Here is a 21,918-nt window from a genome sequence, read left to right as displayed (position 1 = left end):
TATGAACGATCTCGATACCTCCACGCGGCGACGTCTCTCGCTCTTATTCATGGCCACCGCGCTGATGGCGGCATCCCTGCTGACGGGCTGGCTCCGCCCGGGCCAGGAGGCTTTGCAGGGCACACTCGCTCTCGTTGCCACCTTGATCGTGGCGGCCCCCATCGTGAGCGGAGTCATCACAGCCATCCGTGCCACGGGTTTCGCAGCCACTCAGTTCTACATGGATCAGTATGTGGTGCTGGCCTTAGCCGCCTGTCTAGCCACGGGGAAGTATGTCACGGGAGGCATCGTGGCCATCATCCTTTTGTTTGGTCAAATGCTGGAGGAGCGCACAACCGTCGGGGTAGAGATGGCCCTCTCGAAACTGCGTCAACTCAGTCGTATCCGCGCCCGCCGGAAAAGCAGCGAGGGCGAGCACGAGTGCGAAGCTAGTGAATTAAGACCTGGCGATGAAATCGTCATTCGTCCGGGTGAAATCATTCCGGCCGACTCAACCGTGATCTCAGGCCAGGCCTTGATCGATCAAAGTCGCATCACCGGTGAATCTGTGCCAATCGAAGCCTCACCCGGCACAGCCATCTTTGCCGGCACGGCCAATCTGAATGGATCATTGCACGCTCGTGTCACGGGCTCGGGCAGTGACACGGTCATGGGGCGCGTGCAGAGCATCATCGAGCAAGCGAAGGAATCCGAGGCTCCTATCATTAGTCTGGCCGAGGATTATGCCCGCTATTACACGCCTCTGATTCTATTGATCGCTGCGAGCGTTTTCTTTTTCAGCCAGGATATCGAGCGCGCCATTGCCGTGCTTGTGGTTAGTATTCCTTGCGCCTTTGTGCTGGCCAGCCCTTCCGCGATGGTTTCGGCCATTGCTTCAGCCTCGCGGATGGGGCTCTTGATCAAAAGCGTGCGTCATCTGGAAACAGCCCGGCGGGTGGACACTGTGGTGTTTGATAAAACCGGCACGCTGACGCTAGGACATCTGGAGTTGGAAGATGTGCTGGTTCACGATGACCGCTTTTCCCGAGACGAAGTCATTCGACTTGCGGCCAGCCTGGAAAGTCAATCCAATCACCCCGTCGCACGCGCCATTGCGCAGGCAGGCGAAGGTATGAACTTGACCACCCCCAGCGATTTCATGGAGCACTCTGGGTTAGGCCTGGAGGGTAAGTGCGAAGAGCACACTTTGAGGATCGGTCGCAGCTCTTGGCTGCGGCAGCAAGGTGTTCAGCTTGCCATCGATCCGGGACAGTTCAACCGCCACAGCCTCGTCTTATTGGCCGATGGAGACCGTCACATCGCCTCCTTTTTACTCGCCGATCAAGTCCGGTCTGAATCTCGTGAAGCGGTGGAGCGGCTACGCTCTTTGGGCATTGAGAACTTCCACATGCTGACGGGAGACCGCCGAGAAGCCGCCGAGCACATCGCTGCTCAGGTCGGCATCACTCACCTCCATGCGGAATGCCTGCCTGAGGACAAGGTCGCTCACATCCGCGCGCTGAAAGCCGCAGGCCAACGCGTGCTCGTCATTGGCGATGGCCTCAACGATGCTCCAGCACTTGCCGAGGGAGATGTGGGTGTCGCCATGGGGAGCCTAGGCAATGATGTGACGGTGCACACCTCCGATATCGCCTTGATGTCTCATGATCTGCGTCGCCTGCCGGACCTTCTCCTGCTTTCAGCCAAAACCGTCGGCATCATCAATCAGAACCTGCTTTGCGGCTTCGCCTTCATCATCCTAGCCATCAGCCTCAGCAGTCTGGGTTTCATCAGTCCCGTCGCGGCAGCGTTCATGCACGAGTTCAGTGCTTTTTTCGTGATTTTCAACAGCGCACGATTGCTGCGCTTTGACGGTCTTGAGCTTCTCCTTGATGAAGAAAACCCACAGGCTCCGTCCTTGGAGACTGCGACACCGATGACCCCGGCCAATGCCTAAAAATCGCTTTTTATTAGTCTCTATCCTCTTATCCCTGGCTGTAGCTGTCGGCATAGGGTTCTTTCTCGGCCAGCCTTCCAACGACACACCGCGCCCAGGCCATCAGCCAACGCAGGAGACACCAATGGCTCGAAATACTCAGCCGGGCCACGCCGGTACTTCCTCACTTTCCGCAGAGATCAATCAGGTCGACAAGCCTTTCTGGGAAGATGCTGACGTGCCCGATCCTGGCGAGGATGAGCCGGCCGCACTCGCAGTCATTCCCCGGCCTCAGGGCACGATCATCGTCCGCGACTACGAGAGCGAAGTGAAGGCTTTAGAGAAAGACGGAGACATGCAGCAGCTCAACGACAGCCTCATGTTATGGTTCCACCAAAACCCCTCCGCAGCGACGGCCTGGATCAATGAAACGGAGCGATTCGAGGCCATTGCCCCCAGCTTGCACCTGCTTGCTCAGGGAATGGCCAGTCAGGGACACTTGGATACCGCCCTCACCTGGGCCGATTCCATCACCGATCCAGCCAAACGGCAGGACACCCTGCGGCGCATCTACGCACATGAGGCCCGACAACGCAGAGTCACCCGCGAAGCCCTCCAACAAAAGGGATTCAGCCAGGAAGACATCACCGTGATCTTCAGTGGTGAGTTAGGCGATTGAAACGCTTTCACTCCACTTCCATCACTTGGAAGAAACCTCGTTTCGCCGAGGAATCGACATAGAGATGGCGTAACCCGTCACTGGTTGCGATGAACTCCTGCTGAGTTGAGCTAGAATGTTCCTGAACGGCAAAGGGCACTTGGATTGAAGTCGCACCCGGTGCGCTCAGGTAATGGAGTCGATAGCGCCGCGATGCTGTGGCACGGAAAGTCAGTCTTAGCCGCAGCGAGGTGGGACTGCGCCGCAGCAGTTGTGCAGGCTTGGCATTCAGAGTGAGGCTCGGATGTAAAATTTTCAACTCGCCACTCGGGTCTAAAAATACGGCATACGAGGTCAAATTCTGATCCGCCGGCCCTCGGATCACCCGCCCCTGGATGTCATAACGAGAACCGTGACAAGGACACTGGATGAAGCCTTGAGCCGCCGAATAACCGCCAACGATGCAGCCCGCATGCGTGCACTTCGAATCTAGAGCATAAAACGCATTAGCTTCAGCCCGAGTCACGATCAAGGGAGGGACTATCTCCCCGAGATCCACGATGATCGAGCCACCGTTTTGCTGGAGTGTAGGATAATCCGCCACCTGTAAGTAAAGTGCTCCCGGCCCCGTCTGGACAGCTTGCACTTCAGAAACCAAAAGTCGTGACCAAGCGAAACCCGTCAGAGCTTGGACGGTGCCTAACATCCAGCCTTGCAGCCATGTGCGACGTTGCATCTCCCCAAGCATGCTCTTCTCCCTACTAATGCGTAGTGAGAAAGAGTGACAGATTGATCACCTCAGCGCACAGGTCCGACCACATCGGGTTCAACCGCCGGGTTGGTTTGCGCCGATTTCATCACCTTCTCACGCAGGTCTTTATCGGTAATCACCGCCTCAGGGAAACGAGAAGCGATCTGTTCATGATAGATGGCAGCCGCTTTTTCATTGCCTCGAGATTCATAAAAGCGAGCGAGACTCATCAACTCGCGCAATTCTGAGGAGCGGACCTCTGAGAGGCAGGAACGCGCTTGAGCGACCTTGTCACTTTCTGGAAACTTAGCGATGAACCATGCCAGATAAATGGCGGCGTTTTCACGCTGATGCGGGCCGGTGCTACGCATGGTTTTCCATTGCTTGTAGGCGATATAACCGACCTGATAGCCCGCATCGTCTGCGAGTTCATGCTGGGGATACGTCTCAGCAAAGTCCTCGTGCATGGCGATGGCTTCTTTAAACTCGCCATTCTTCTCCAATGCGATGCCCAGGTAATAATGCGCCTGGATTCCCACTTCGCTCTGCGGGCCATTCTTGATGATGGTCTTCAGCATCTCCTGGATGATCTCCGGTGAAGTCGTTTGAGACTTGCGCACGGGCTCTAAAGACCGCCGAGTTTCTTTACCACCGCCTAACAATCGCTTCACCAATTGAAGCTGAGCCGCATGGGCTTTTTCAAAGTGACCAGGCTGCCCGATGATCAAACGATTTAAAGCTTCAAAAGCCGATTCATCATCTCCTAAGTGGACACTGATGCGATACACTTCCCACAGCGAAGCAGGCGCCCACTCGGATTGAGGATACTTTTGCGCAAGCGTAAGAAACCGGTCCAGAGCTTCCTCCGAGTCCCCCTCTGCCACCAGCCGCTGAGCTTTTTGATAAAGTCGGCGAACGGTTTCTGAATCATCCGCCGCCTGGGTCTTTTCAAGACAGAAGCTGAGCAGAACAAAGCAAAGCAGCCCTGCGATGACAGGGCTGCGAAGAAAAGAAAAAGACGGAGACGTCACGAACATGGTTATTCACCAGGAGCATTCACGGACTCCAACAGAGGCAGTGGTGAGGCACCACCGGTGGAGGTCGCAGGAATCAGCGTGCTGGGTTTGTATTGCTTCGCCAGTTGATCGCTCGTGCGTTTGCCAGCCGTCACTTTACCCAAAGTGACATACACATGGCTCATGCTTTTCACAGGGTTCTTCACGGAAGCTTCAGCCCCTGGATAGAGGTTTTCCACGAGGCCGGAATTTGGCCCGAGGCAGTCGATGTGAGGCACACCGGGCTCATCGGCGATGGTGTAGTCGAAGCTGACCACCTGCTGACCGACATTGCGGAATTTGACACTGTATTCGATGGTCTCTTCATCCACCATCTCGCTGACGAGTTGATAGCTGACAGGTGCATCGGCAAAGGCCAAACGCTCAGAGGTGATGGTCTTGCAGGAAACCAAGGCTGCGGCGGCGAGACCCAGAACAAACAGGCGGGAGAACTTCATGTTAGACTAAGAGAGGATTGAGGGGAAAGGCAACGAGCGTTAAGAAGAGATCAATAGCGGTAACGGAAGCCCACCAGATAACCGTCTGAAGCAAAGTTGGTCAGCTCTTCCAGATCGCCATAGTGGAAGTCACGGTATTCGAAGAACACGGAATACTGATCTTTCCAGGTCCATTCGAGACCGGCATACCAGTTCCAGCTATTGATGAATTCATCCACACTGAAGGGTGTGCTGCTGGCGGCATCGGTGCCTGTGCCATTGTATTGAGCACGGGATTTCGCCGTCGCATTGCGATACCAGACCTGTCCACCACCCAGACCCGCACCGATGTAAGGACGGAAACCGGCGGCAAACTTACCGATGCGTGCACGGTAACGATAGAGATCCAGAGCGAAGGTGCCGTTCAGGTTGAAGAACAACGAGTTCATGTCGGCATTGTAGGCCACCGTGTCGGTTGCCAAGCGGCTGCCACCGGTAGGTTGAGTAGCATCCTTGGATTTGCCGCTTAATTGGGTGGACATGAACGTGCCCTCCACATCGACAGACATCATGAGAGGCACTTTCTTCATCTTCCAGCTTTTACCCACTTCGATGCTGAAGATGGCGGCACCGTCACTGTCATCGAGGCCGAATTTGCGGTCACCGATTTTGACATTGCCGTCTTGGCTGATGGACTCACCGACAGACACACCGACATACGGGCCATACTTGCGTTTTTGAGCGATGCCTTCGCCACCGCCAAGGGACTTCAACTCCAGCTCAGCCGCAGACGCGGTGAGGGCACACAATGAAACGAGAAACAAGGCAAGGGGGCGCATGGTAGATAGGGAGTCGGCGCTGTATTACCGCGCAGTTTTGTTCTCTGAAATGAGTTCGATGTGAAGAATTCGTCACACATAAGCCCCCGCGAATTGTCACATTCGATTCACACTTGCACGAAGTGCCTCCAGCCATGCGCCGTCCGTTTTTCCTCACCCTCCTTCTGCTGCCAGCTTTTCTCGTGGCACAGACTTCAGCTCCCAAGCCCAAACAGCCTGCGGCGGTGCTGGATCCCATCTCTCCATCCCCTGCTCCGACTACCACTGGCGAACCTGCCCTGCCTGAGCAGCCCGGCTTCCCAGTGGACGTGAACAACTATGAAAACCCGCTCCTGCTCTTCCAGGGGGAGAAAAGGGATCTGCCCATGGCGGACGAAGAGAACCTGGAACTGCTGCCCCCCGTTTCACCCTATCTGCCAGGTGAAGAACTGCCTCAAGGCAATCCCGAAAAACCGCTGACTCCCCAGGAGCTGGAGCTCCGCGCCCTCGGGATGAAGGTGGCGGCCTCCGTCGTCAGCTTGCGAGTGTGGGACGAGTTCGGCAATCAACTCAGTGCTGGCGTGGGCTGTTTCGTCACCGCGGACGGCATCATCCTCACCGACACCGGTTTGTTACATCCTGAGATCGCCGAAAAGGTGGACTACATGACCGTAACCGGCGCGGATGGCACGAACCACAAGATCAGTGGCTTCTATGTGGCCGATCTGGTGACAGGAGTGACCCTGCTGCAGAGCGAAGCCAAAACCAGCACACCGCTTGAGCTCGCTCCTGACACTAACTTCACCGAGGAACGCCCCTGCCATGTGCTGGCTGTTTCTGAGAAACGCGGCCTCGTGTTGGCCGATGCCAAAGTGCAGATGGATAGCGCCCTGACCGGCCTGGGTTGGTTGAACCTTCGTGGCACCGATTCCCCTGGGGCCGTGGGATCTCCCGTGTTGTCTCAAAATGGACGCGTCATGGCCATCGTCGGCATGAAGGTGCCGCTCCAGAGCTGGATGAACTTTGCCCTGCCCTGTGATGCCGCCGCTTTTGAATTGCGTAAAAAACGCGCCCCGCTTCAGCCGCTGTCCAAACTTCCCCAGAGCCCCAAACTGCGTGAAGTGGCCAACGATCCTGAATTCGTCGCCGCCTTTGCCACCCTTCAGCAAAAGCGTGTGGAGTCTGCCATGCGCAAGCTCGTGCAGCTCACGCGCAAGTATCCCCGTAGTGCTGAGTGCTGGGCACTGCTAGGACTGAGTGCCACCTACCTGGGGGCCTCCCCTGAGGCCTTGAATTGCCAGCGCAAAGCTGTGGCTCTGGACCCGAAAGCTGGCCTCTACTGGCATCAACTTGCCTTTGCCAAAATGCGCGAAAACGCCGGCGGCCTGCCCGATACCTCCGAAGACCGCGAGGCCCTTCAGTTAGCCGTCGAGCAGCGCCCAAACGATCAACTCGCCTGGCTGCTGCTGGCGAGTCGGGAAGTGCGGGATGGCAATCTCGGTGCCGCCGATGATGCCCTGCGCCGTGTTACCCTACTGGCACCAGATTATGCTCAGGCTCACTATCTCCAGGCGTATGTGCGCGGTCGCTTGAAGGATTATGAAGGTGCCCAAGCCGCCATTTCCCAAAGCCTCAAGCTGAATGCCGGTTACTCCGAGGCTTGGTATTACCAGGGACTCTTGTTCGACAAAAAGGAGAACTACGATGAAGCGGCCAAGGCCTACCGAAACACGGTGCGCCTCCGCCCCACGCATCCGCATGCCTGGATGAATCTCGCCCACACTTACAAAAAACAGGGCAAGCAGACCGAAGCCCGCGAGGCCATCCTACAGCATCAAAAGGTGCTGAAGGCAGGTAAAAACTAATCGCTCGCTCCCCGGGCAGGCCAGCGGCAGAATAGGGCGCTTATGCTCCGTGCCTGGCTCGAACTCGCCCGAATCTCTAACCTCCCCACCGTCTGGACCAATGTCACGGCCGCTTGGCTGCTGGCGGGGGGGCCCTGGTGGGACGCACGGTTGGCCTGGCTGCTCCTCGCCGGTTCTCTGCTCTACACCGCCGGCATGATCCTCAATGATGTGGCCGATGCAGGGCACGACCGTCTGCATAAAAAAGAGCGCCCCATCCCCACCGGCCGCATCCCCCTCGCGAGCGCCTGGATCGTCGGTGGAGCCATGATGGTGCTGGGTATGATCCTCGCCACAGGTCCCGGCGGAGCCAATGGCCGGGTCACCCTGGCCCTCGCGGCAGCGATCCTGTTTTACGACCTCTATCATAAGCCCTGGCCGGGAGCGGTGTGGGTGATGGGTGCCTGCCGGGTGTTGCTCTATGCCATGGCCGCCTCAGCCGTCACCACCTGGAGCGACATGATTTCACTCTCGAATGACGTCTTGGTCGCTGCCCTGGCTCTCGGGGCTTACATCGTCGGTTTGACCCAAGTGGCGCGTATGGAGGCCAAGGGAGCCGTCGTCAAACCCTGGCAAGTGGGGTTTGCCCGCACCCTGCTATTTGCCCCCGCCATCGTCGCCACGGGGTATTGGTTGTCGCGAGCGAACTGGAAACTCATTTCCCTACTGGGGGATCTCACTCCCCTGGCCCCTGCCGTTTTCATCCTCATCTTCATCGGCCTCGTGCTGCACGCCAGCCGGGTGATGAAACGCGGCGGCCCAGCCATTGGCGAGGCAGTCGGACTGCTGCTAGCAGGCATCGCTATCGTTGATGCCCTAGCCGTCATGCAGGTTTCTCTGAGCCTAGCTTGCATGTTTGTCGGAATCGCGCCGCTCCTACGACTGTGGCAGCGTTGGATTGCAGCCACTTAGCCCACGATTTCTTGGTTTTCTGCGTGCATGAACTGACTCATATTGGGCGTTCTGTCTTTCCCTTTCGCCTCCACGGGCGTAAGATTCCGTGACCACCCCCGCCATGTTGGAGAAGAAAATCAGGCTCGAATACGCTCATCGCATTCTTTTCACGCGCGATGTCTTCGCGGCTGCGAATACTACGATTTGTGACCTGCTTTTGCTGGATCATCCTCACAAAGTGCCCCGGGTGCTGGTCTTTGTGGATGACCACGTGGCCTCGGCCACTCCGAGCCTGCTCAACGACATCCGCACCTACGCCCGCGCTCACGCGGAGGTGATGGATCTGGCCGGTGATCCCGTGGTGCTACCCGGCGGTGAACCCTGCAAAAACGATTTCTCTCTCGTCCAGCACTGCTGGCAGGCGATCAACGATGCCGGGCTCGACCGCCATAGCTACGTCTTCGTCATCGGCGGCGGTGCCGCACTCGATCTCGTCTGCTTTGCCGCAGCCACCGCCCACCGCGGCATCCGCCACGTGCGCTTCCCCACCACCACCCTCAGTCAGGGCGATGGCGGAGTCGGCGTGAAAAACGGCGTCAATTACTTCGGCAAAAAGAACTGGGTGGGCAGCTTTGCCGTCCCCTTCGCCGTGGTGAACGACCACGCCTTTCTGGAAACTCTGCCGGAACGGGAACGCCGCAATGGCATTATCGAGGCCATCAAGGTCTCCCTCATCCGTGACCGCGCCTTTTTCGAAGAGATCGAGCAGATGGCCGATGCCCTCGCGCGTTTGGAACAGCCTGCACTTGAGCGCGTGGTCCAGCGCAGTGCTGAGTTGCATGTCGAGCACATCGCCACGGGTGGTGATCCCTTCGAGCTTGGCAGTGCACGCCCACTCGACTTTGGCCACTGGGCCGCGCATAAGCTGGAGCAGATCACCCACTTCCAAGTGACTCATGGAGAAGCGGTCGCCATCGGCATGGCCGTGGATCTGATCTACTCCGTGAAAAAAGGCATCCTCGATGCTCCGACCGCCCGCCGTGTCGTGGGCCTCATTGAAAAGATCGGCTTCGAGACCTTCCACCCCGATCTCCTCGCCGAAGGCCGCACGGGTGAACCCACCATCCTCGAAGGCCTGGAAGAATTCCGTGAGCATCTCGGCGGCGAGCTCACCGTCACGCTCGTGCCGAAGATCGGCCAAAAGCTCGAAGTCCACGAAATGGACCGCGACCTCATCCTCGCCGCCCTCGAAGATCTTCGCGAGCATGCCGACGTCGGCTCACTGGCCGATGTGGAAGGATGATCTGCGCATTTGAAGATTGAGCTGAAAGCCGAGGTTCCGTAGTCTGCGGCGGACTGTTCTCAGCCCTAGCAGCCATGAGTCCCGCCGAAGCCCTAACCAACTACGTTGATCAGCTCAACACGCACGCCTGGGAAAAGATCGCCCCATGCGTCACAGACGACGCCGTGTTCATGTTCACCGAGAACACGTTCGTGGGTCACGCAGCGGCCAAGGCGGCCTTTGAAAAGACCTTCGCTCTCATCCAGGACGAGCACTACAGCCTGCACCACATCGTCTGGACGGCCGTCACAGAAACGATGGCCGCCTGCCATTATGAATTCCGCTGGAGCGGGAAGATTGCGGGCGAAGAAGCCGCTGGAGGCGGGCGTGGCACGACCATCCTCATCCAGAAACAAGGCCATTGGTTGATTGCCCATGAGCATCTCGGCCCTTATCCTCGCCAATAACCTCACCCGCGATTGCCATGCCCGTCCCCGATTCCAAACTCAAAGCCGCACGTAAAAAAGCCCTGGAAAAAGGGCATTGGGTGCTGGTGAGCGCGTTCGATACTCTGCTCACTGACACCACGTCTCTGGATGCACGCATCAATGTGACGGGTGCCATGCACGAGGTCGGTTTGCTTTCCAACAGCCTCGCTCCGTATTGGACCGAGTGGCGCTCGAACGACGAGGAAAGCAAGGCCTGGGCGGAGCGCTGCCTGACCCGATTGCACGATCATGATGCCGACTACTGGGCGCTGGCTGCGCTGTTGGCCGTGCCGCTGGACTTCGTCAAACAATCTCTCCAACAGCGAGGCTACAAGCTGCTCAGCATCCGCTTTGCCAGTACCTACAAACAGCCTGAATGGAGCATCGCCACCTTTGCCGGAAAGCATCAGGATCGCTCTCTCGTGCCAGTGATTGAGGTCGGTTGGGATAACGAAGGATTCGTCATCGAAGCCTCCCGCTGGCGCGCGGTTATTTTGAATGAGCAACAGGTGATCGAAGGCAGCCTGATTGGAAAGGGTAGCGGCTCTTATTACATGCGGGCCAAGCTGCCCTATGGCTGCTGGCGCATTGCCGATGAACCGCTGGAACTGAAGGAAGAGTGGCGGGTGCCGAAGGAGAAGACCCTCCTGGCGGACTATCCGTGACCCCGATTCTCTCCCGCAATGCGGATCGGGTGGGTGAATGGTGGATTTTGACCCGCCCCATGCTTAGACTGATCAGCCCTCTCTACAGTCAGCGAGGACAAAGAGGCCCACCAAGAAAGTTGCCAAGTTGCCGTAGCTAAGCACGGCAACTTGGCAACTTTTTGGAAGCTGTCCGCAAGGCCAGATGAATTGACGACGCTTAGCCAATATATGTGTCAAAATGGCATTATTATACGCTAGGGCGTGTTTAAAACTGGGTAGAGAGCCGCCAATGAACAGGGGCTGAAGAACAAGGCGAACGCCGCTGGGGCTATGGATACATAGCTCCGAGGTGTTCAACGCAGGTCTTCGGTCCATGCCTCATTGGCCCTCCGGGTTGAGTCAGAAAGAGAGCCATGGCGGCGTTGCTTCGCTGGGCCAGTATCGCAAAGGATACAGGCACTGCGCTCGCGCCTTGCCCTGCCCCTCTTTCTGACTCAACGGCTCCTCCCCAGTTTTAAAACACACCCTAGAAGCTTTAGATCACTCTAACCAATCGCTCGTCAAAAAATAGACACTCCCATCTAACTCGGTAAAAGTTGCCAAGTTGCCCACCTTAGCTACGGCAACTTGGCAACTTTCCTCAATACCTTCCCTGACTTCGGCGACCTCAGATTGCGATCGATAGGCAGGTAGCTCGATGTTCCAATATCGAGTGGGTTGGATAGTCTAACGGGTTCCAAACAGAGTTTCACGGCGACGCGAGTGTCGCCAGGAATCCGACAATCCGTTGGAAAACAGGCCTCGATTCAGCGTTCATAGCATCCATGACCCGCTCGTTTTTCGCCCTCGCCGTGGCTACCCTCATGACCGCCTCCAGCCTTCCTGCCGCAGACCTCACCACGCAGAGCTATGAAGGCATTGTTGAACTGAAGGTGGGTTACAGATACCTGCTCTCTCTGCCAGACGGCTATGAGGCCGATTCAGCGAAGAAATGGCCGCTGCTGGTCTTCCTCCACGGTGCCGGTGAGCGTGGGGATGATCTGGAACTGCTGAAGAAACACGGTCCACCAAAGCTGATCGCCGCCGGGAAGAAGTTCGAGGCCATCGTGGTCTGCCCGCAGGTGCCGCTGAAGAGCATCTGGAATGAACATGGGGTCAAAGGTCTGGTCGATGAGATCATCAAGACCCACCGCGTGGATATAAGCCGCCTCTACTTGACCGGCATCAGCATGGGTGGATTTGGCACCTGGAACACCGCTCTTGCGTATCCCGATACCTTTGCCGCCATCGCCCCCATCTGCGGTGGAGCCGGGGTCGGCTTCGTCATGGCGGAGCGGATCAAGGACCTGCCCTGCTGGATCTTCCACGGCGATGCGGATAAAGCGGTGCCGGTGGATTTCTCCATCAAGATGCATGACGCCCTCAAAAAAGCGGGCAGCTCCGCCAAGCTCACCATCTATCCCGGTGTCGGTCACGACTCCTGGACCCAGACCTATGACAACCCTGAGCTCTGGGAGTGGATGTTTGCGCAAAAGCGTGCGGATTAACAAGCTGTGAGGCCATCACCGGACAATAACCGGTGAACTGGGCCGCACCAACTGAGGGAGGCGGATGGCATCCCAGTTGGCCAAGCGCACACACCCTGCACTGCGGCTGCGGCCGATCGTGCGCGGCAGCGCGGTGCCGTGCAGACCGATGCCGGATTTGCTCAAGCCGCACCAGATGATGCCCACGGGGCTGTTGGGTCCGGGGGGCAGTTGATAGGCTTCTTTGCCCCGCACGCCTTCTTCGAGGAATTGTTTGTCATAACGGAAGCTCGGGGTGGTCATGATGGTCTTCACACTCCAGGTGCCCACGGGGATGAATTCCGGTTTACCGGGCGTGATGGGAAAGGCCGCCAGCAGCCGCTCACCAGGATCATAGACGGCGGCGATGCGCTCGGTGGTATCCACGACGATGGTATTGAGGCTCAAGGTGGCGTCCTTGGGAAAGCTCTGCATGGCTTTGACTTCCTCGATCCGGAAGGAGCGCACATTTGGCACCATCACCACATCACCGGGCTTCAGGGCGGTGAGCTTGAGGTTAGGGTTGCACTTCGCGAGGAAAGTCTCGTCCGTGTGGAAACGCTCTGCGACGAGCTCGGCCCAACTGCGATAGGCCATGTAGGGATGGCTCACCTGATCCTCGGGTTTTTCAGGGAGTTGGGGATTCACAAATTTCTCCAAATCGGTCCTGATCTTAAAGGCGGCATACACCACCGGCACCTCCTGCGCCGCCGCCGTCAGCACTGGCTGCCAATCATAGAGGTCCCGGTTGCCGTGGGCGAAGTTGTAGTTCACCACCGCCTTGTAGGTGAACTCTCCCACCGCTCCATCCAGCTTCCCGGGGCCGAACATGTGACGGTCTAAGAAGATCTGAAGCTGCAGGATGGTATTCAGGTCGGTCGGCACGCCGTGGCTATCGGCAGCAGGGCCGGTGTCTTGGGCAAACCCGGGGTTCACCAGGGCGGCCAAGAGAAAAAGGATCATCCAACGCATGCTCTGACCATGCCCGGAAAAACGCCGTCCGCCAGAGCCAGCTTCAACCTGTGAAAATCCAGTCCGCCCGAAAAAAGGCATTTGGCATCCCCGCGCCGCCATGTAGGTAACGCCCTTCTGATTTATCCATGTTTCTGGTCGCCGACGCTCTCCTCGCCTTTTTCCCCACCTCAGCGGAACTGATCGATGCTGTGCCCATCATCATCTCCCTGATCGTGATCGAAGGGCTTTTGAGCGTGGATAACGCCCTGGCCATCGCTGCCATGGCCAACCATCTGCCGGAGCGGCAGAAATATCTGGCGCTGAAACTGGGCATCATCGGCGCCTATGTCTTCCGCGGGCTCTGCCTCGCCTTCGCGGCCTGGATCATCGAGAACCCGTGGCTGAAGATCTGTGGAGCCGCCTATCTCGTTTACTTGATGAGCGAGCACTTCACCGGTGCCGGGGATGAAGATAACGATGGCGAAGCGGACAGCGCAAATCAGCGGGGTTTCTGGGCCACCGTGATCGGCATCGAGATCATGGACCTCAGCCTCAGCGTGGATAACGTCGTGGCCGCCGTGGCCATGAGTCCTAAGCTCTGGGTCGTCTGCACGGGCGTCTTCATCGGCATCTTGGCCCTGCGTTTCGTGGCGGGGGCTTGCATCAAGCTGCTGGAGAAATTCCCCATCCTTGCCGATACCGCCTTTGTGCTCATCGGTTACGTCGGAGGCATCCTCGTGTATGAATTGCTCAGCGATCCTCACAGCGGCTTCCAGATCTTCCCAGGCCCGGTGCATGTGGGTGCGGAGCGCAAATTCATCGGCATCATCATCATCCTGGCCGTCTCCATCCTCTACGCCAAGGTGCCGTCCGTGCAGGTGGCCCTCAAGCCCCTCTTCACCGCCCTGCGGGTGCCCATGAAGCTGGTCGCCATCGTCGTGGGCCTGATCCTGAAGATCATTCTGCTGCCCTTCACCCTGCTGATCGCTCTGTTTAAAAAGAAAGAGTCGCCCGCCGCCTGAGGTGGAAGAGCCACCTTTAAAACGCAAACCCGACCGTCACGTGCAGCATGCCGCTGCCCTCCCCTGGACGCTGATTCATGTTGTGACCGTAATCAATGCGGATGGGGCCAAAGGGCAGCTTGTAGCGCAAACCAGCCCCAATGGCGGTGCGGAAGTCGGAGGAATAGTCGAAAGGGGTTCCGTTATTCGCCCCTGAAAGACTGCCAACATCTCCGAAGAGCGCGATCTCCAGGTTGGGGTAAATCTCATAGCTGAACTCCGCGCTGCCAAAGACCGCAGCGGTTCCCCCGAGCGGCGTGCCGCCGGTCGTCATCGGGCCTAACTCACGCTCGGCAAAAGACCGCACGGTATTGGGGCCGCCATTGAACACTCGGGAATCAATGGGCAGATCCTCCACGGGGCTGCCCTGAATGCTCAGCAATCCTCCCCCAGCGGCGAAACGGAACTTCTTCGTGATGGGCACATAGAAGGCTCCCCGCAGATCGGTGCGCATGTAGGTCACATCGCCTCCGGCCGTGGACTCCAGGCGACCGCTGAGAAACCAGCCTTTGCGCGGCAGCACGGGGCTGTCCCGGAAGTCCAGCATCACACTGCCACCAATGGTTCCCAGAGCGTAATTGCTAGGGCCTAACTCGGCATCGGTGAGCACGTCCGTGGACACCGTATTGACGGAAAAACCGGCAAACAAACTGTATGAAAAAGCCTTGGTCACCTGACGAGTGAGCTGGAGATTCAGGCTGCTACCATACCGGGAATACTCGAAGAGGCTGAAGTTCTCCAAGGCCAAGCGAAGGGTGGAGGAAAAGCCGCTGTTAAAAATCGCCGGATCGGTCAAGGCCACCGATCCCAGCGGACCCGCGAGGCTGTAGTTCAGCTCCGCCGCCAGGGTGTTCCCCGTGTCGCGAAAGTTAGTATTGCGGTAGTTTACCCCGGCTTGAGCACCCAGAAAGGTATCATAACCCAGCTCAAACCCCAGCGTTTGCGGTTTCGTCTCCTCCCCGGTCATGCGCAGCTCGGCGACTGGAGGAGAGATGCCGGCCTGGAGCTGAGGCTCCACATCCAAGCGCGCAAACATTCCCGTATCCAAGGCACGCTTGAACATCACATCCAGGTCCTCTGCCGAGTAATATTTGCCGACCGCCTTTTTAAAACCTGCTCGCAGCACGCGGGTGGAACCCCGACTGAAGTTCTCATGCGGACTCAGCCGGGCGATCAGGACCCGCTCCCCGGCTTCCATCGTCAGTTGGACATCCACGGTGCCACCTGCTTGGCCGAGCGTGTAGCTGGAGGAGGTGGTGGCCAGCAGCCAACCGCGTTCTTTGGCCATGCTGGTTAACTTGCCTTCGATCTGCTGCATGCGCGCTTCATTGAAGGGCACTCCCGGCGTCTGAGCGATCTGCTCCTGCATGAGATGCTCCAACTCCGGCGGTGCTCCCGTGAAAGCCACGGTGCCAAAGGTGAAATGAGGCCCCGCCTTGATCTCCACGGTGATGTCTCGCAGGCCGTTCTCGTGGGGCTCTGCTGCGGGTTGCAGCAAGACCTCGGCCTGAAGATAACCCTCAGCCCGGTAGCGACGCTGCACGAGGCCCACCCCGGCCTCGATCTCGCGCTGAACCCAGACGGGATTGTTTTTATCCGCGCCATCACGTTCCAGGCTGGCGCGGAGCAGGAAACGCCGCAGTTCATCCTCAGGTACCAGGATGTCTCCCCGCCATGTGATCTCGCCCACGCGCACCTGCTGAGCGGAACGGATGGTGAGTAAAATGACCCCGCCCTTGATCTCCCAAGCCACCTCGGCCTCTGGCCAACCCTCGCGGATATACAGTTGCCGAGTGAAGAAGGCCAGATCATCCGCAAGAGGCTCCGAGGGTTGCGTATTGCCCGACAGTGTGAGCTGATCTTTCAGCATTGAACCCACGTCTGACCAGTCCATGCCGTCTCCCCCGACCACCTGAACGGAAACGCCGGCTTCTTCGATGACATGAGGCCCCGAGAGATCGTCCGCACCGAACAGCCCCCCCCCTGTCAGTAACACGACTGAGGCCAGTCCTGCCCGCCAGCTTACCAACCGGAGGTGGCCCCGCATCTCATGGACATCATTCCCCATGCACAGCGGAGTCGCCTTTGAAAGTGCCTTTGTCAATCTGCCCCAGCATGTCGATGAAGGCATCTTCGAGCCTTCGCTCTTCACGGTGATAATCAGTGACCTGCAATCCATCAGTTATCATTCGGCGCAAAACCCCTGCCAGCGTGGCTTCATCTTTCGATTCGATGCGTAAACGTGCACCGCGCTTCGTCTCCTCCACCACCTGGATCATGGGCGCGGTCAGGGCCCATTGCACCAGTTGGGTCGGCTCACCGAACACCTGCACGTTCACCAGCGTCTCGCCCGCCTGCGCACTGCCCCGCGTCATGGACTCCGCATCGCCATGATGCACAATGCGGCCTTTATCGATGAAGAGCAGGCTGTCGCACATCTCGCCCAGCTCGCTGAGAATGTGGGAGCTGATGAGGATGGTCTTCCCCTCATCGGCCAGGATGCGGATGAGTTGCTTTAGCTCCACGCGCGCCTTCGGGTCCAGCCCCGCAGCGGGTTCATCCATGATGAGAATCTGGGGATCGTGCAAAAGCGCACGACCCAGGCACAGACGCTGAGTTTGTCCCTTGGACATCTTGTTGCTCATGCGATCTGCCAGCGGCGTGAGATCGGTGAAGTCCATCACTTCCTGAATGCGCTGCAGGCGCTCCTGGCCTTTGTAGCCCAGGGCACGTGCGTAAAAGTCCAGATACTCAAGCACGGTCATGTGCTCGTAAGTGCCAAAGCTGTCCGGCATCCAGCCTAACAAACGACGCACTTTCTCTGGATAATGCACCACATTATGCCCGCCGATTTTCACCATGCCCGCATTGGGGTAGTCCAGGGTAGCGAGGATACGCATGGTCGTCGTTTTCCCTGCGCCATTGGCCCCGACAAACCCCACCACCTTGCCGTGATCAATGCGGAAAGAGACTCCCTGCACGGCCTGAAGTTGGCCAAAGGAACGATGTAAATTTTCCACCCAAATCGCAGGCTGACTGCGATCCATCTCAAGGGCTGGGGATGCGGGCTGATGCATAGGGTCAGGGGGGAGGAAGGCTGCCATGAACGAGGACCTCATTCTGCTGCCAGCGGATGGAGGGGAGCGTCTCTTGAGTGAACCCTGGGGCGGCTTGAGCCGAAGCGAAGAAGTGATTGCGAGGCTCCGTCAAATACTTGCCAAGCGTCTTCACAGCCAACGCCTCACCTCGTCGGGCACACCAGTCGGTCAGCTGATCCATGGTGGCTGGAGTCAGAGCAGCTTTTTGGCCTGTTGCCAGAGGCGAGGCCAGAGACCAGACCTTGCCACCCGCATCCACATAAAACATCTCTTCGACCGTGAATCCGAGTGCAGACACCACCACCGGGGGGCCCTCAGGCGAAGCTCCGGGTTGAAGCTCCAAGCGAGCTCGGGTGGAGATGGAGGCACGGATCATCTGCGCCTGCTCCGCGCGGCTCTGGAAGTAATTTCCACTGCGCAGCGGACCCTCCTGACGCAGGTTAACGGGCTGTGAAGCATCCGAAAAATCCAATTTCACCCAGGGCGAAGACGGTAAAGCCAGAGGCTCAATCAAGGCCGGCTGCTTGACCTCAAAGCTGGACCCCAACAACATGCCGGTGCGGGCAAACTGCTTTTGCACGACATAAGCCGTCGCCTCAGCAGGCTCCAGATCGATGAACGTCACCCGGGCACCTTTTCCACCGATACCATCCTGGAAAAGAATCAGTCCCACCATGACGGCGCTGGCCCCGAGCGACAGCAACGGTGTGGTCACGAAGAGCCGATGCCGCTGCCCCGAAGGAGCCAAGATGAACAGATTCACCGGGCCGACCAAGACACCGAAAATGACCAGGAAGGCGACAACCTGCCAGGAATTAAAATTGCGTGTCCCTAGAGCCTGCAAAAGCCCCCACTTTTTATTCTTCGCATGACCTTCAATCAGCTGACTGAAGTGCGAGTTCTCTTCTCGGTAGCGTTTGACGGTTTCCTTGACCGGAAGCTTGCTGCCGTTCCAGGTATAGCTCTGGATTTCACCCAGACCATACGCGGGGTTGTCGGGAGGCAGCGAGGCGGGTCGAGCGCCAGTGTAATAAAAATGCAGGGCTCCACCAAACCTACACCACTGAAGTAGAGCCATACGCACACCCGGCGATACCTTTTGCCACTCCAGGTCCGTCAGCATGATGAAATCAAAACCGCTTAGACCTAACCAATCCTCCGGCAAATCTTCCGCCGTGAATCGGCTGCCAAAAATCGATTCGCCGTAATAGCGACTGCCCGCTTTGTTCAGCTTTTCGACCTCCTCCTCCAGCGCGGATAGACTGCCATCCGCCAATGGTTTGCTAATCGCGACCGCTGCAAATTCACTGACGCGGTTATCATAGGCCGAAAACTTCCTCACCTCGCCTCCAGAGAATTCGATGTTCAGCGCATGGCCGTTGTTGCCATAGCCAGAGCCATTGCTGTAATTCGCCACCAACGGCACCAGAAAGACTGCTGATTGGGTGGAAGCAGCAGGCACGGGGAGATTCAACGTGCTCACATGGCTCTGTTTGCGCCGATAGTCCTGCGTTTCAGAACTGAATTGAAATCGCCAGACACTGTCGGCCGACGCTCCATTGGTGGCAACGATCCGCACCGGGGCATAACCTGCCGGCGGCATCGGATCAAAGACGCTGCGGATGGCCAAGCGAGAACCTAGGCCTTTGTCCAAAAAATCATCGGTAATGACGTCCTGTGAGTGAGCATGGGCCACCCAGCCGAGACTAACCATAAGAAACCAGTGTTTCATGCCGCCTCCTTCAGGGTTTTAGGCACACTCAGTTTCTGCACCGGCACTTCGGCCAAGATGGCCCGCACCACGGAGGCACTGCTGCGCCCATCCATGCGTGCGGCATAGTCCAGCAACACACGATGGTTCAGCACCGCCGGAGCCAGGGCTTGCACATCTTCGAAACTCGCGTTGGGCCTGCCATGCATTAAGGCACGCGCCTTGACTGCGGAAGCCAAGCTCAAGGCAGCTCGCGGGCTAGCTCCATAGCGCACTCCTTCAGCGGCTTTGGATTGCCCCGGATGCGTGGCATCGACAATGCGAGCGATGTAATCCGCCACAATCTCCGGCAGAAAAATGCGCCGTGCGGTCTGTTGAATCTGAGCAAACTCTTCTCGTGTCGTGATGGCCGGCACCTCCGGCTCCATCCCCAACTCACGATTTGCCACGATGCGTGCCAGCACCTCCGCGCTGTTGCGCAGCACCTCCAGCTTGAAAAGGAAGCGGTCCACCTGCGCCTCCGGCAGCGGATAGGTGCCTTCCAGTTCAATCGGGTTCTGGGTTGCCAAAACAAAGAAGGGATCTGGCAAGGTGTGCGTGTGGCCGAGCACGGTGACACGTCGTTCCTGCATCGCTTCCAGCAAAGCCGATTGCGTCTTGGGTGAAGCGCGATTGATCTCATCCGCCAGGAGTAGGTTGGTAAAGATCGGCCCCGGCTGGAAGACAAACTCACGACGGCCCTCCACTTCCTGAAGCACTGGATTGCCCGTGATGTCTCCCGGTAGCAGATCGGGCGTGAATTGCACCCGGCGTGTGGTGAGGTTGAGGGCTTTGGCCAAGCCTTTCACCAGCTCCGTTTTGCCCAGTCCTGGCAGGCCCTCTAGCAGCACATGTCCACGAGCGATCACCCCGCAGAGCACGAGGTCAATCAACTCCTCCTGACCAAACAACACTTCATTGAGCGCTTGCCTCAATGCCGCGATGGAATTCACCGCAGACTGAATTTCGCCATCCATCTCATAAGGGTCCGACATCGCCGGAGAATTAAGCAGTGAGAAGGGTGGTGAGTCGAGGGGAAAAGCGGGATTGTGATTAAGCCTGCTTTTTGGCCCGCTTCTTCCGCTCAGGAGCCAGCGTCATCTGCGGTGTCACCTTGATTCCCATGCGCTTATAGAAGTCCAGCATCTTAGCTGTGGCACGCTGATGAGCTTCCAGGCCAATCCGTGTGGATTCTAAAATAGGGCGCGGTGGAGTTTCCATAAGCTTGGTTTGCTGAATCCAGTGCTGAACCGTGTCTGCTGTATCCTGCTGAGAGTTAAGAATTTCAACCGAAGGTGGCGAGGTATTGTCCCACAGATGCCACTCGTCGGCAAGAGGCAGGTAGTCCTCCACGAAATGCCGCAAGCTGCGCTGAAACCTACGCTCAACATCGGCATCCGGCACATGGTGACCACCCAGGCCGACACGCAGACGCACCCGTTCAATGGCCTGCTGATACGATCCAATCGTCAGGTAATGCAGCACAAACCGATAGCCCAGTTCCTTGGCCCGCCGAATAAGAGAGACGTAGGTTTTACCGCTGAGGGTGGACTCAATGGCAAAACTGGCTTTGGCCACTAGCAGACCTTCGACCTCATCCAATAAGAGCCGCCCAGCCTTGAAAGCAACCAAGGTAGGATCCAGCGGAGACAATCCCTTGGCAATCTCATCCGCATTGAGAAAGCGTTTAATCCCAATCGAAGGCAACAACTCACGGGAAAAGGTTGTCTTCCCGGCACCATTGCAACCGCCGATGATGTAGAGGACAGGAGGCGCCATAGGTAGGTGTTCGCATACCCATGGAAGCGATGCAATCCCTCACTTCTTCACCTGACGCTGGCGCACGGCTTCAAACAAACTCACTCCTGTCGCCACGGAGACGTTCAGGCAGGGCACTCGGCCTGAGCCTGACATGGGGATGCGAGCGAGGAAATCGCAATGCTCACCGGTGAGGCGGCGCATGCCGTCACCTTCCGCGCCCATGACGATGGCGATCGGGCCTTTCAGATCGATGTCGTAGAGTGACTGGTTCGTTTCATCGGCGGTGCCGACGATCCAGATGCCGAGCTTTTTCAGCTTTTCCATGGCCCGAGCGAGGTTGGTCACTCGCACCAGCGGCACGTTTTCCGCGCCCCCGCAGGAGACGCGCATCACGGTCTCCGAGATGGGTGCGGATTTGTCTTTGGGCATCACCACACAGGTGCAGCCAGCGGCATCGGCGGTGCGCAGGCAGGCCCCCAGATTATGCGGGTCCTGGACGCAGTCCAAGATGAGCACCAGAGGGCTTTCCACGCCTTCCATGAGGCTGCCCAGATCATCTTCATCATACACCCGGATTTGTCCCGTGCTGGAAGACGAGTGACGATTTTGACGGGCGGTTGGAGGCGGCTTGGGCATGAGCAGAGATGAAATGTTCAATGCCCCTCCGCAAACACTTTTGACAAAGGAAAGACCGGACCGCTCTCCAATGAAATACGGATGGTCTCATAAGGTTTTTTTAGCGATTCAGATCAAACAATCATACAACCACATTTGGCAGCCAGGTCGAACGGTTGGTGCCTCCCGGTAAATCTGTGACGGATTTGTCATCTAAACATCGGAGGCACCCAAACACCGAATAACCATAACTGTCATGATTAAC

At 57.8% G+C, this 21,918-nt stretch carries 20 protein-coding genes; 9 read left to right on the top strand and 11 right to left on the bottom strand.

The window, feature by feature from the left end:
- The first annotated feature begins 1 nt into the window (after nucleotide 1).
- Together B5D61_RS02090 and B5D61_RS02085 are read left to right on the top strand one after the other, a co-directional pair.
- A complete protein-coding gene (locus B5D61_RS02090) occupies nucleotides 2–1,936 on the top strand; it encodes a heavy metal translocating P-type ATPase (protein ID WP_217698881.1) in 1,935 nt (644 codons plus the stop codon).
- A gap of 124 nt (nucleotides 1,937–2,060) precedes the next feature.
- Nucleotides 2,061–2,594, top strand: a complete 534-nt coding sequence (locus B5D61_RS02085) for a hypothetical protein (protein ID WP_078811626.1) — start codon at nucleotides 2,061–2,063, stop codon at nucleotides 2,592–2,594.
- 7 nt (nucleotides 2,595–2,601) lie between these two features.
- Here the strand turns inward: B5D61_RS02085 and B5D61_RS02080 are convergent, their stop codons facing one another.
- The 4 genes from B5D61_RS02080 to B5D61_RS02065 form a co-directional block, all read right to left on the bottom strand.
- Nucleotides 2,602–3,309: a Rieske (2Fe-2S) protein gene (locus tag B5D61_RS02080; protein ID WP_217698880.1), complete on the bottom strand. Its 708-nt coding sequence runs from the start codon at nucleotides 3,307–3,309 to the stop codon at nucleotides 2,602–2,604.
- Between the two features lie 62 nt (nucleotides 3,310–3,371).
- Nucleotides 3,372–4,361: an outer membrane protein assembly factor BamD gene (gene bamD, locus B5D61_RS02075; RefSeq protein ID WP_078811624.1), complete on the bottom strand. Its 990-nt coding sequence runs from the start codon at nucleotides 4,359–4,361 to the stop codon at nucleotides 3,372–3,374.
- 2 nt (nucleotides 4,362–4,363) lie between these two features.
- On the bottom strand, nucleotides 4,364–4,837 hold the full coding sequence (locus tag B5D61_RS02070) for a hypothetical protein (protein ID WP_078811623.1): 474 nt from the start codon (nucleotides 4,835–4,837) through the stop codon (nucleotides 4,364–4,366).
- Between the two features lie 50 nt (nucleotides 4,838–4,887).
- Complete coding sequence (locus B5D61_RS02065; protein WP_078811622.1) at nucleotides 4,888–5,655, bottom strand: outer membrane protein; 768 nt, start codon at nucleotides 5,653–5,655, stop codon at nucleotides 4,888–4,890.
- 134 nt (nucleotides 5,656–5,789) lie between these two features.
- Between B5D61_RS02065 and B5D61_RS02060 the strand changes: the two genes are divergently transcribed.
- From B5D61_RS02060 to B5D61_RS02035, 6 genes are all read left to right on the top strand, one after another.
- On the top strand, nucleotides 5,790–7,499 hold the full coding sequence (locus tag B5D61_RS02060) for a tetratricopeptide repeat protein (protein WP_078811621.1): 1,710 nt from the start codon (nucleotides 5,790–5,792) through the stop codon (nucleotides 7,497–7,499).
- A gap of 42 nt (nucleotides 7,500–7,541) precedes the next feature.
- Entirely contained in the window at nucleotides 7,542–8,450 is a 909-nt protein-coding gene (locus B5D61_RS02055; RefSeq protein WP_078811620.1) for a UbiA family prenyltransferase, read from the top strand.
- Nucleotides 8,451–8,538: 88 nt separating this feature from the next.
- Nucleotides 8,539–9,735 (top strand): 3-dehydroquinate synthase, encoded by a 1,197-nt coding sequence (locus tag B5D61_RS02050; RefSeq protein ID WP_245846428.1) that lies wholly within the window; start codon nucleotides 8,539–8,541, stop codon nucleotides 9,733–9,735.
- A 74-nt stretch (nucleotides 9,736–9,809) separates the two neighbouring features.
- Nucleotides 9,810–10,181, top strand: a complete 372-nt coding sequence (locus B5D61_RS02045) for a nuclear transport factor 2 family protein (RefSeq protein ID WP_078811618.1) — start codon at nucleotides 9,810–9,812, stop codon at nucleotides 10,179–10,181.
- A gap of 17 nt (nucleotides 10,182–10,198) precedes the next feature.
- On the top strand, nucleotides 10,199–10,867 hold the full coding sequence (locus B5D61_RS02040) for a hypothetical protein (RefSeq protein WP_078811617.1): 669 nt from the start codon (nucleotides 10,199–10,201) through the stop codon (nucleotides 10,865–10,867).
- Between the two features lie 806 nt (nucleotides 10,868–11,673).
- Nucleotides 11,674–12,396 (top strand): carboxylesterase family protein, encoded by a 723-nt coding sequence (locus tag B5D61_RS02035; protein WP_217698879.1) that lies wholly within the window; start codon nucleotides 11,674–11,676, stop codon nucleotides 12,394–12,396.
- Nucleotides 12,397–12,411: 15 nt separating this feature from the next.
- On the opposite strand, the gene B5D61_RS02030 is transcribed toward B5D61_RS02035, so the two are convergent.
- Nucleotides 12,412–13,377: a L,D-transpeptidase gene (locus tag B5D61_RS02030; protein WP_217698878.1), complete on the bottom strand. Its 966-nt coding sequence runs from the start codon at nucleotides 13,375–13,377 to the stop codon at nucleotides 12,412–12,414.
- 137 nt (nucleotides 13,378–13,514) lie between these two features.
- Here B5D61_RS02030 and B5D61_RS02025 point away from each other — a divergent pair, with 137 nt between their 5' ends.
- Nucleotides 13,515–14,390 (top strand): TerC family protein, encoded by an 876-nt coding sequence (locus B5D61_RS02025; RefSeq protein WP_078811615.1) that lies wholly within the window; start codon nucleotides 13,515–13,517, stop codon nucleotides 14,388–14,390.
- Between the two features lie 16 nt (nucleotides 14,391–14,406).
- On the opposite strand, the gene B5D61_RS02020 is transcribed toward B5D61_RS02025, so the two are convergent.
- The 6 genes from B5D61_RS02020 to rlmB are packed head-to-tail and all read right to left on the bottom strand — an operon-like array spanning nucleotide 14,407 to nucleotide 21,674.
- A complete protein-coding gene (locus B5D61_RS02020) occupies nucleotides 14,407–16,476 on the bottom strand; it encodes a BamA/OMP85 family outer membrane protein (protein ID WP_217698877.1) in 2,070 nt (689 codons plus the stop codon).
- A gap of 10 nt (nucleotides 16,477–16,486) precedes the next feature.
- On the bottom strand, nucleotides 16,487–17,506 hold the full coding sequence (locus B5D61_RS02015; RefSeq protein WP_217698876.1) for an ABC transporter ATP-binding protein: 1,020 nt from the start codon (nucleotides 17,504–17,506) through the stop codon (nucleotides 16,487–16,489).
- A gap of 4 nt (nucleotides 17,507–17,510) precedes the next feature.
- On the bottom strand, nucleotides 17,511–19,259 hold the full coding sequence (locus tag B5D61_RS02010; protein WP_139373004.1) for a hypothetical protein: 1,749 nt from the start codon (nucleotides 19,257–19,259) through the stop codon (nucleotides 17,511–17,513).
- Complete coding sequence (locus B5D61_RS02005; RefSeq protein WP_078811612.1) at nucleotides 19,256–20,272, bottom strand: AAA family ATPase; 1,017 nt, start codon at nucleotides 20,270–20,272, stop codon at nucleotides 19,256–19,258. The genes B5D61_RS02010 and B5D61_RS02005 overlap by 4 nt, the downstream gene beginning before the upstream one ends.
- 58 nt (nucleotides 20,273–20,330) lie before the next feature.
- Nucleotides 20,331–21,056 carry an ATPase gene (locus tag B5D61_RS02000; RefSeq protein ID WP_078811611.1) on the bottom strand — a complete coding sequence of 242 codons (726 nt, stop codon included), beginning with the start codon at nucleotides 21,054–21,056 and terminating at the stop codon, nucleotides 20,331–20,333.
- 39 nt (nucleotides 21,057–21,095) lie between these two features.
- A complete protein-coding gene (rlmB, locus tag B5D61_RS01995) occupies nucleotides 21,096–21,674 on the bottom strand; it encodes a 23S rRNA (guanosine(2251)-2'-O)-methyltransferase RlmB (RefSeq protein WP_078811731.1) in 579 nt (192 codons plus the stop codon).
- Nucleotides 21,675–21,918 lie beyond the last annotated feature (244 nt).

It is taken from the genome of Prosthecobacter debontii (assembly GCF_900167535.1).
In the GTDB taxonomy this organism is placed as follows: Bacteria; Verrucomicrobiota; Verrucomicrobiia; order Verrucomicrobiales; family Verrucomicrobiaceae; genus Prosthecobacter; species Prosthecobacter debontii.
This window is presented reverse-complemented; position numbering and strand designations above follow the sequence as displayed.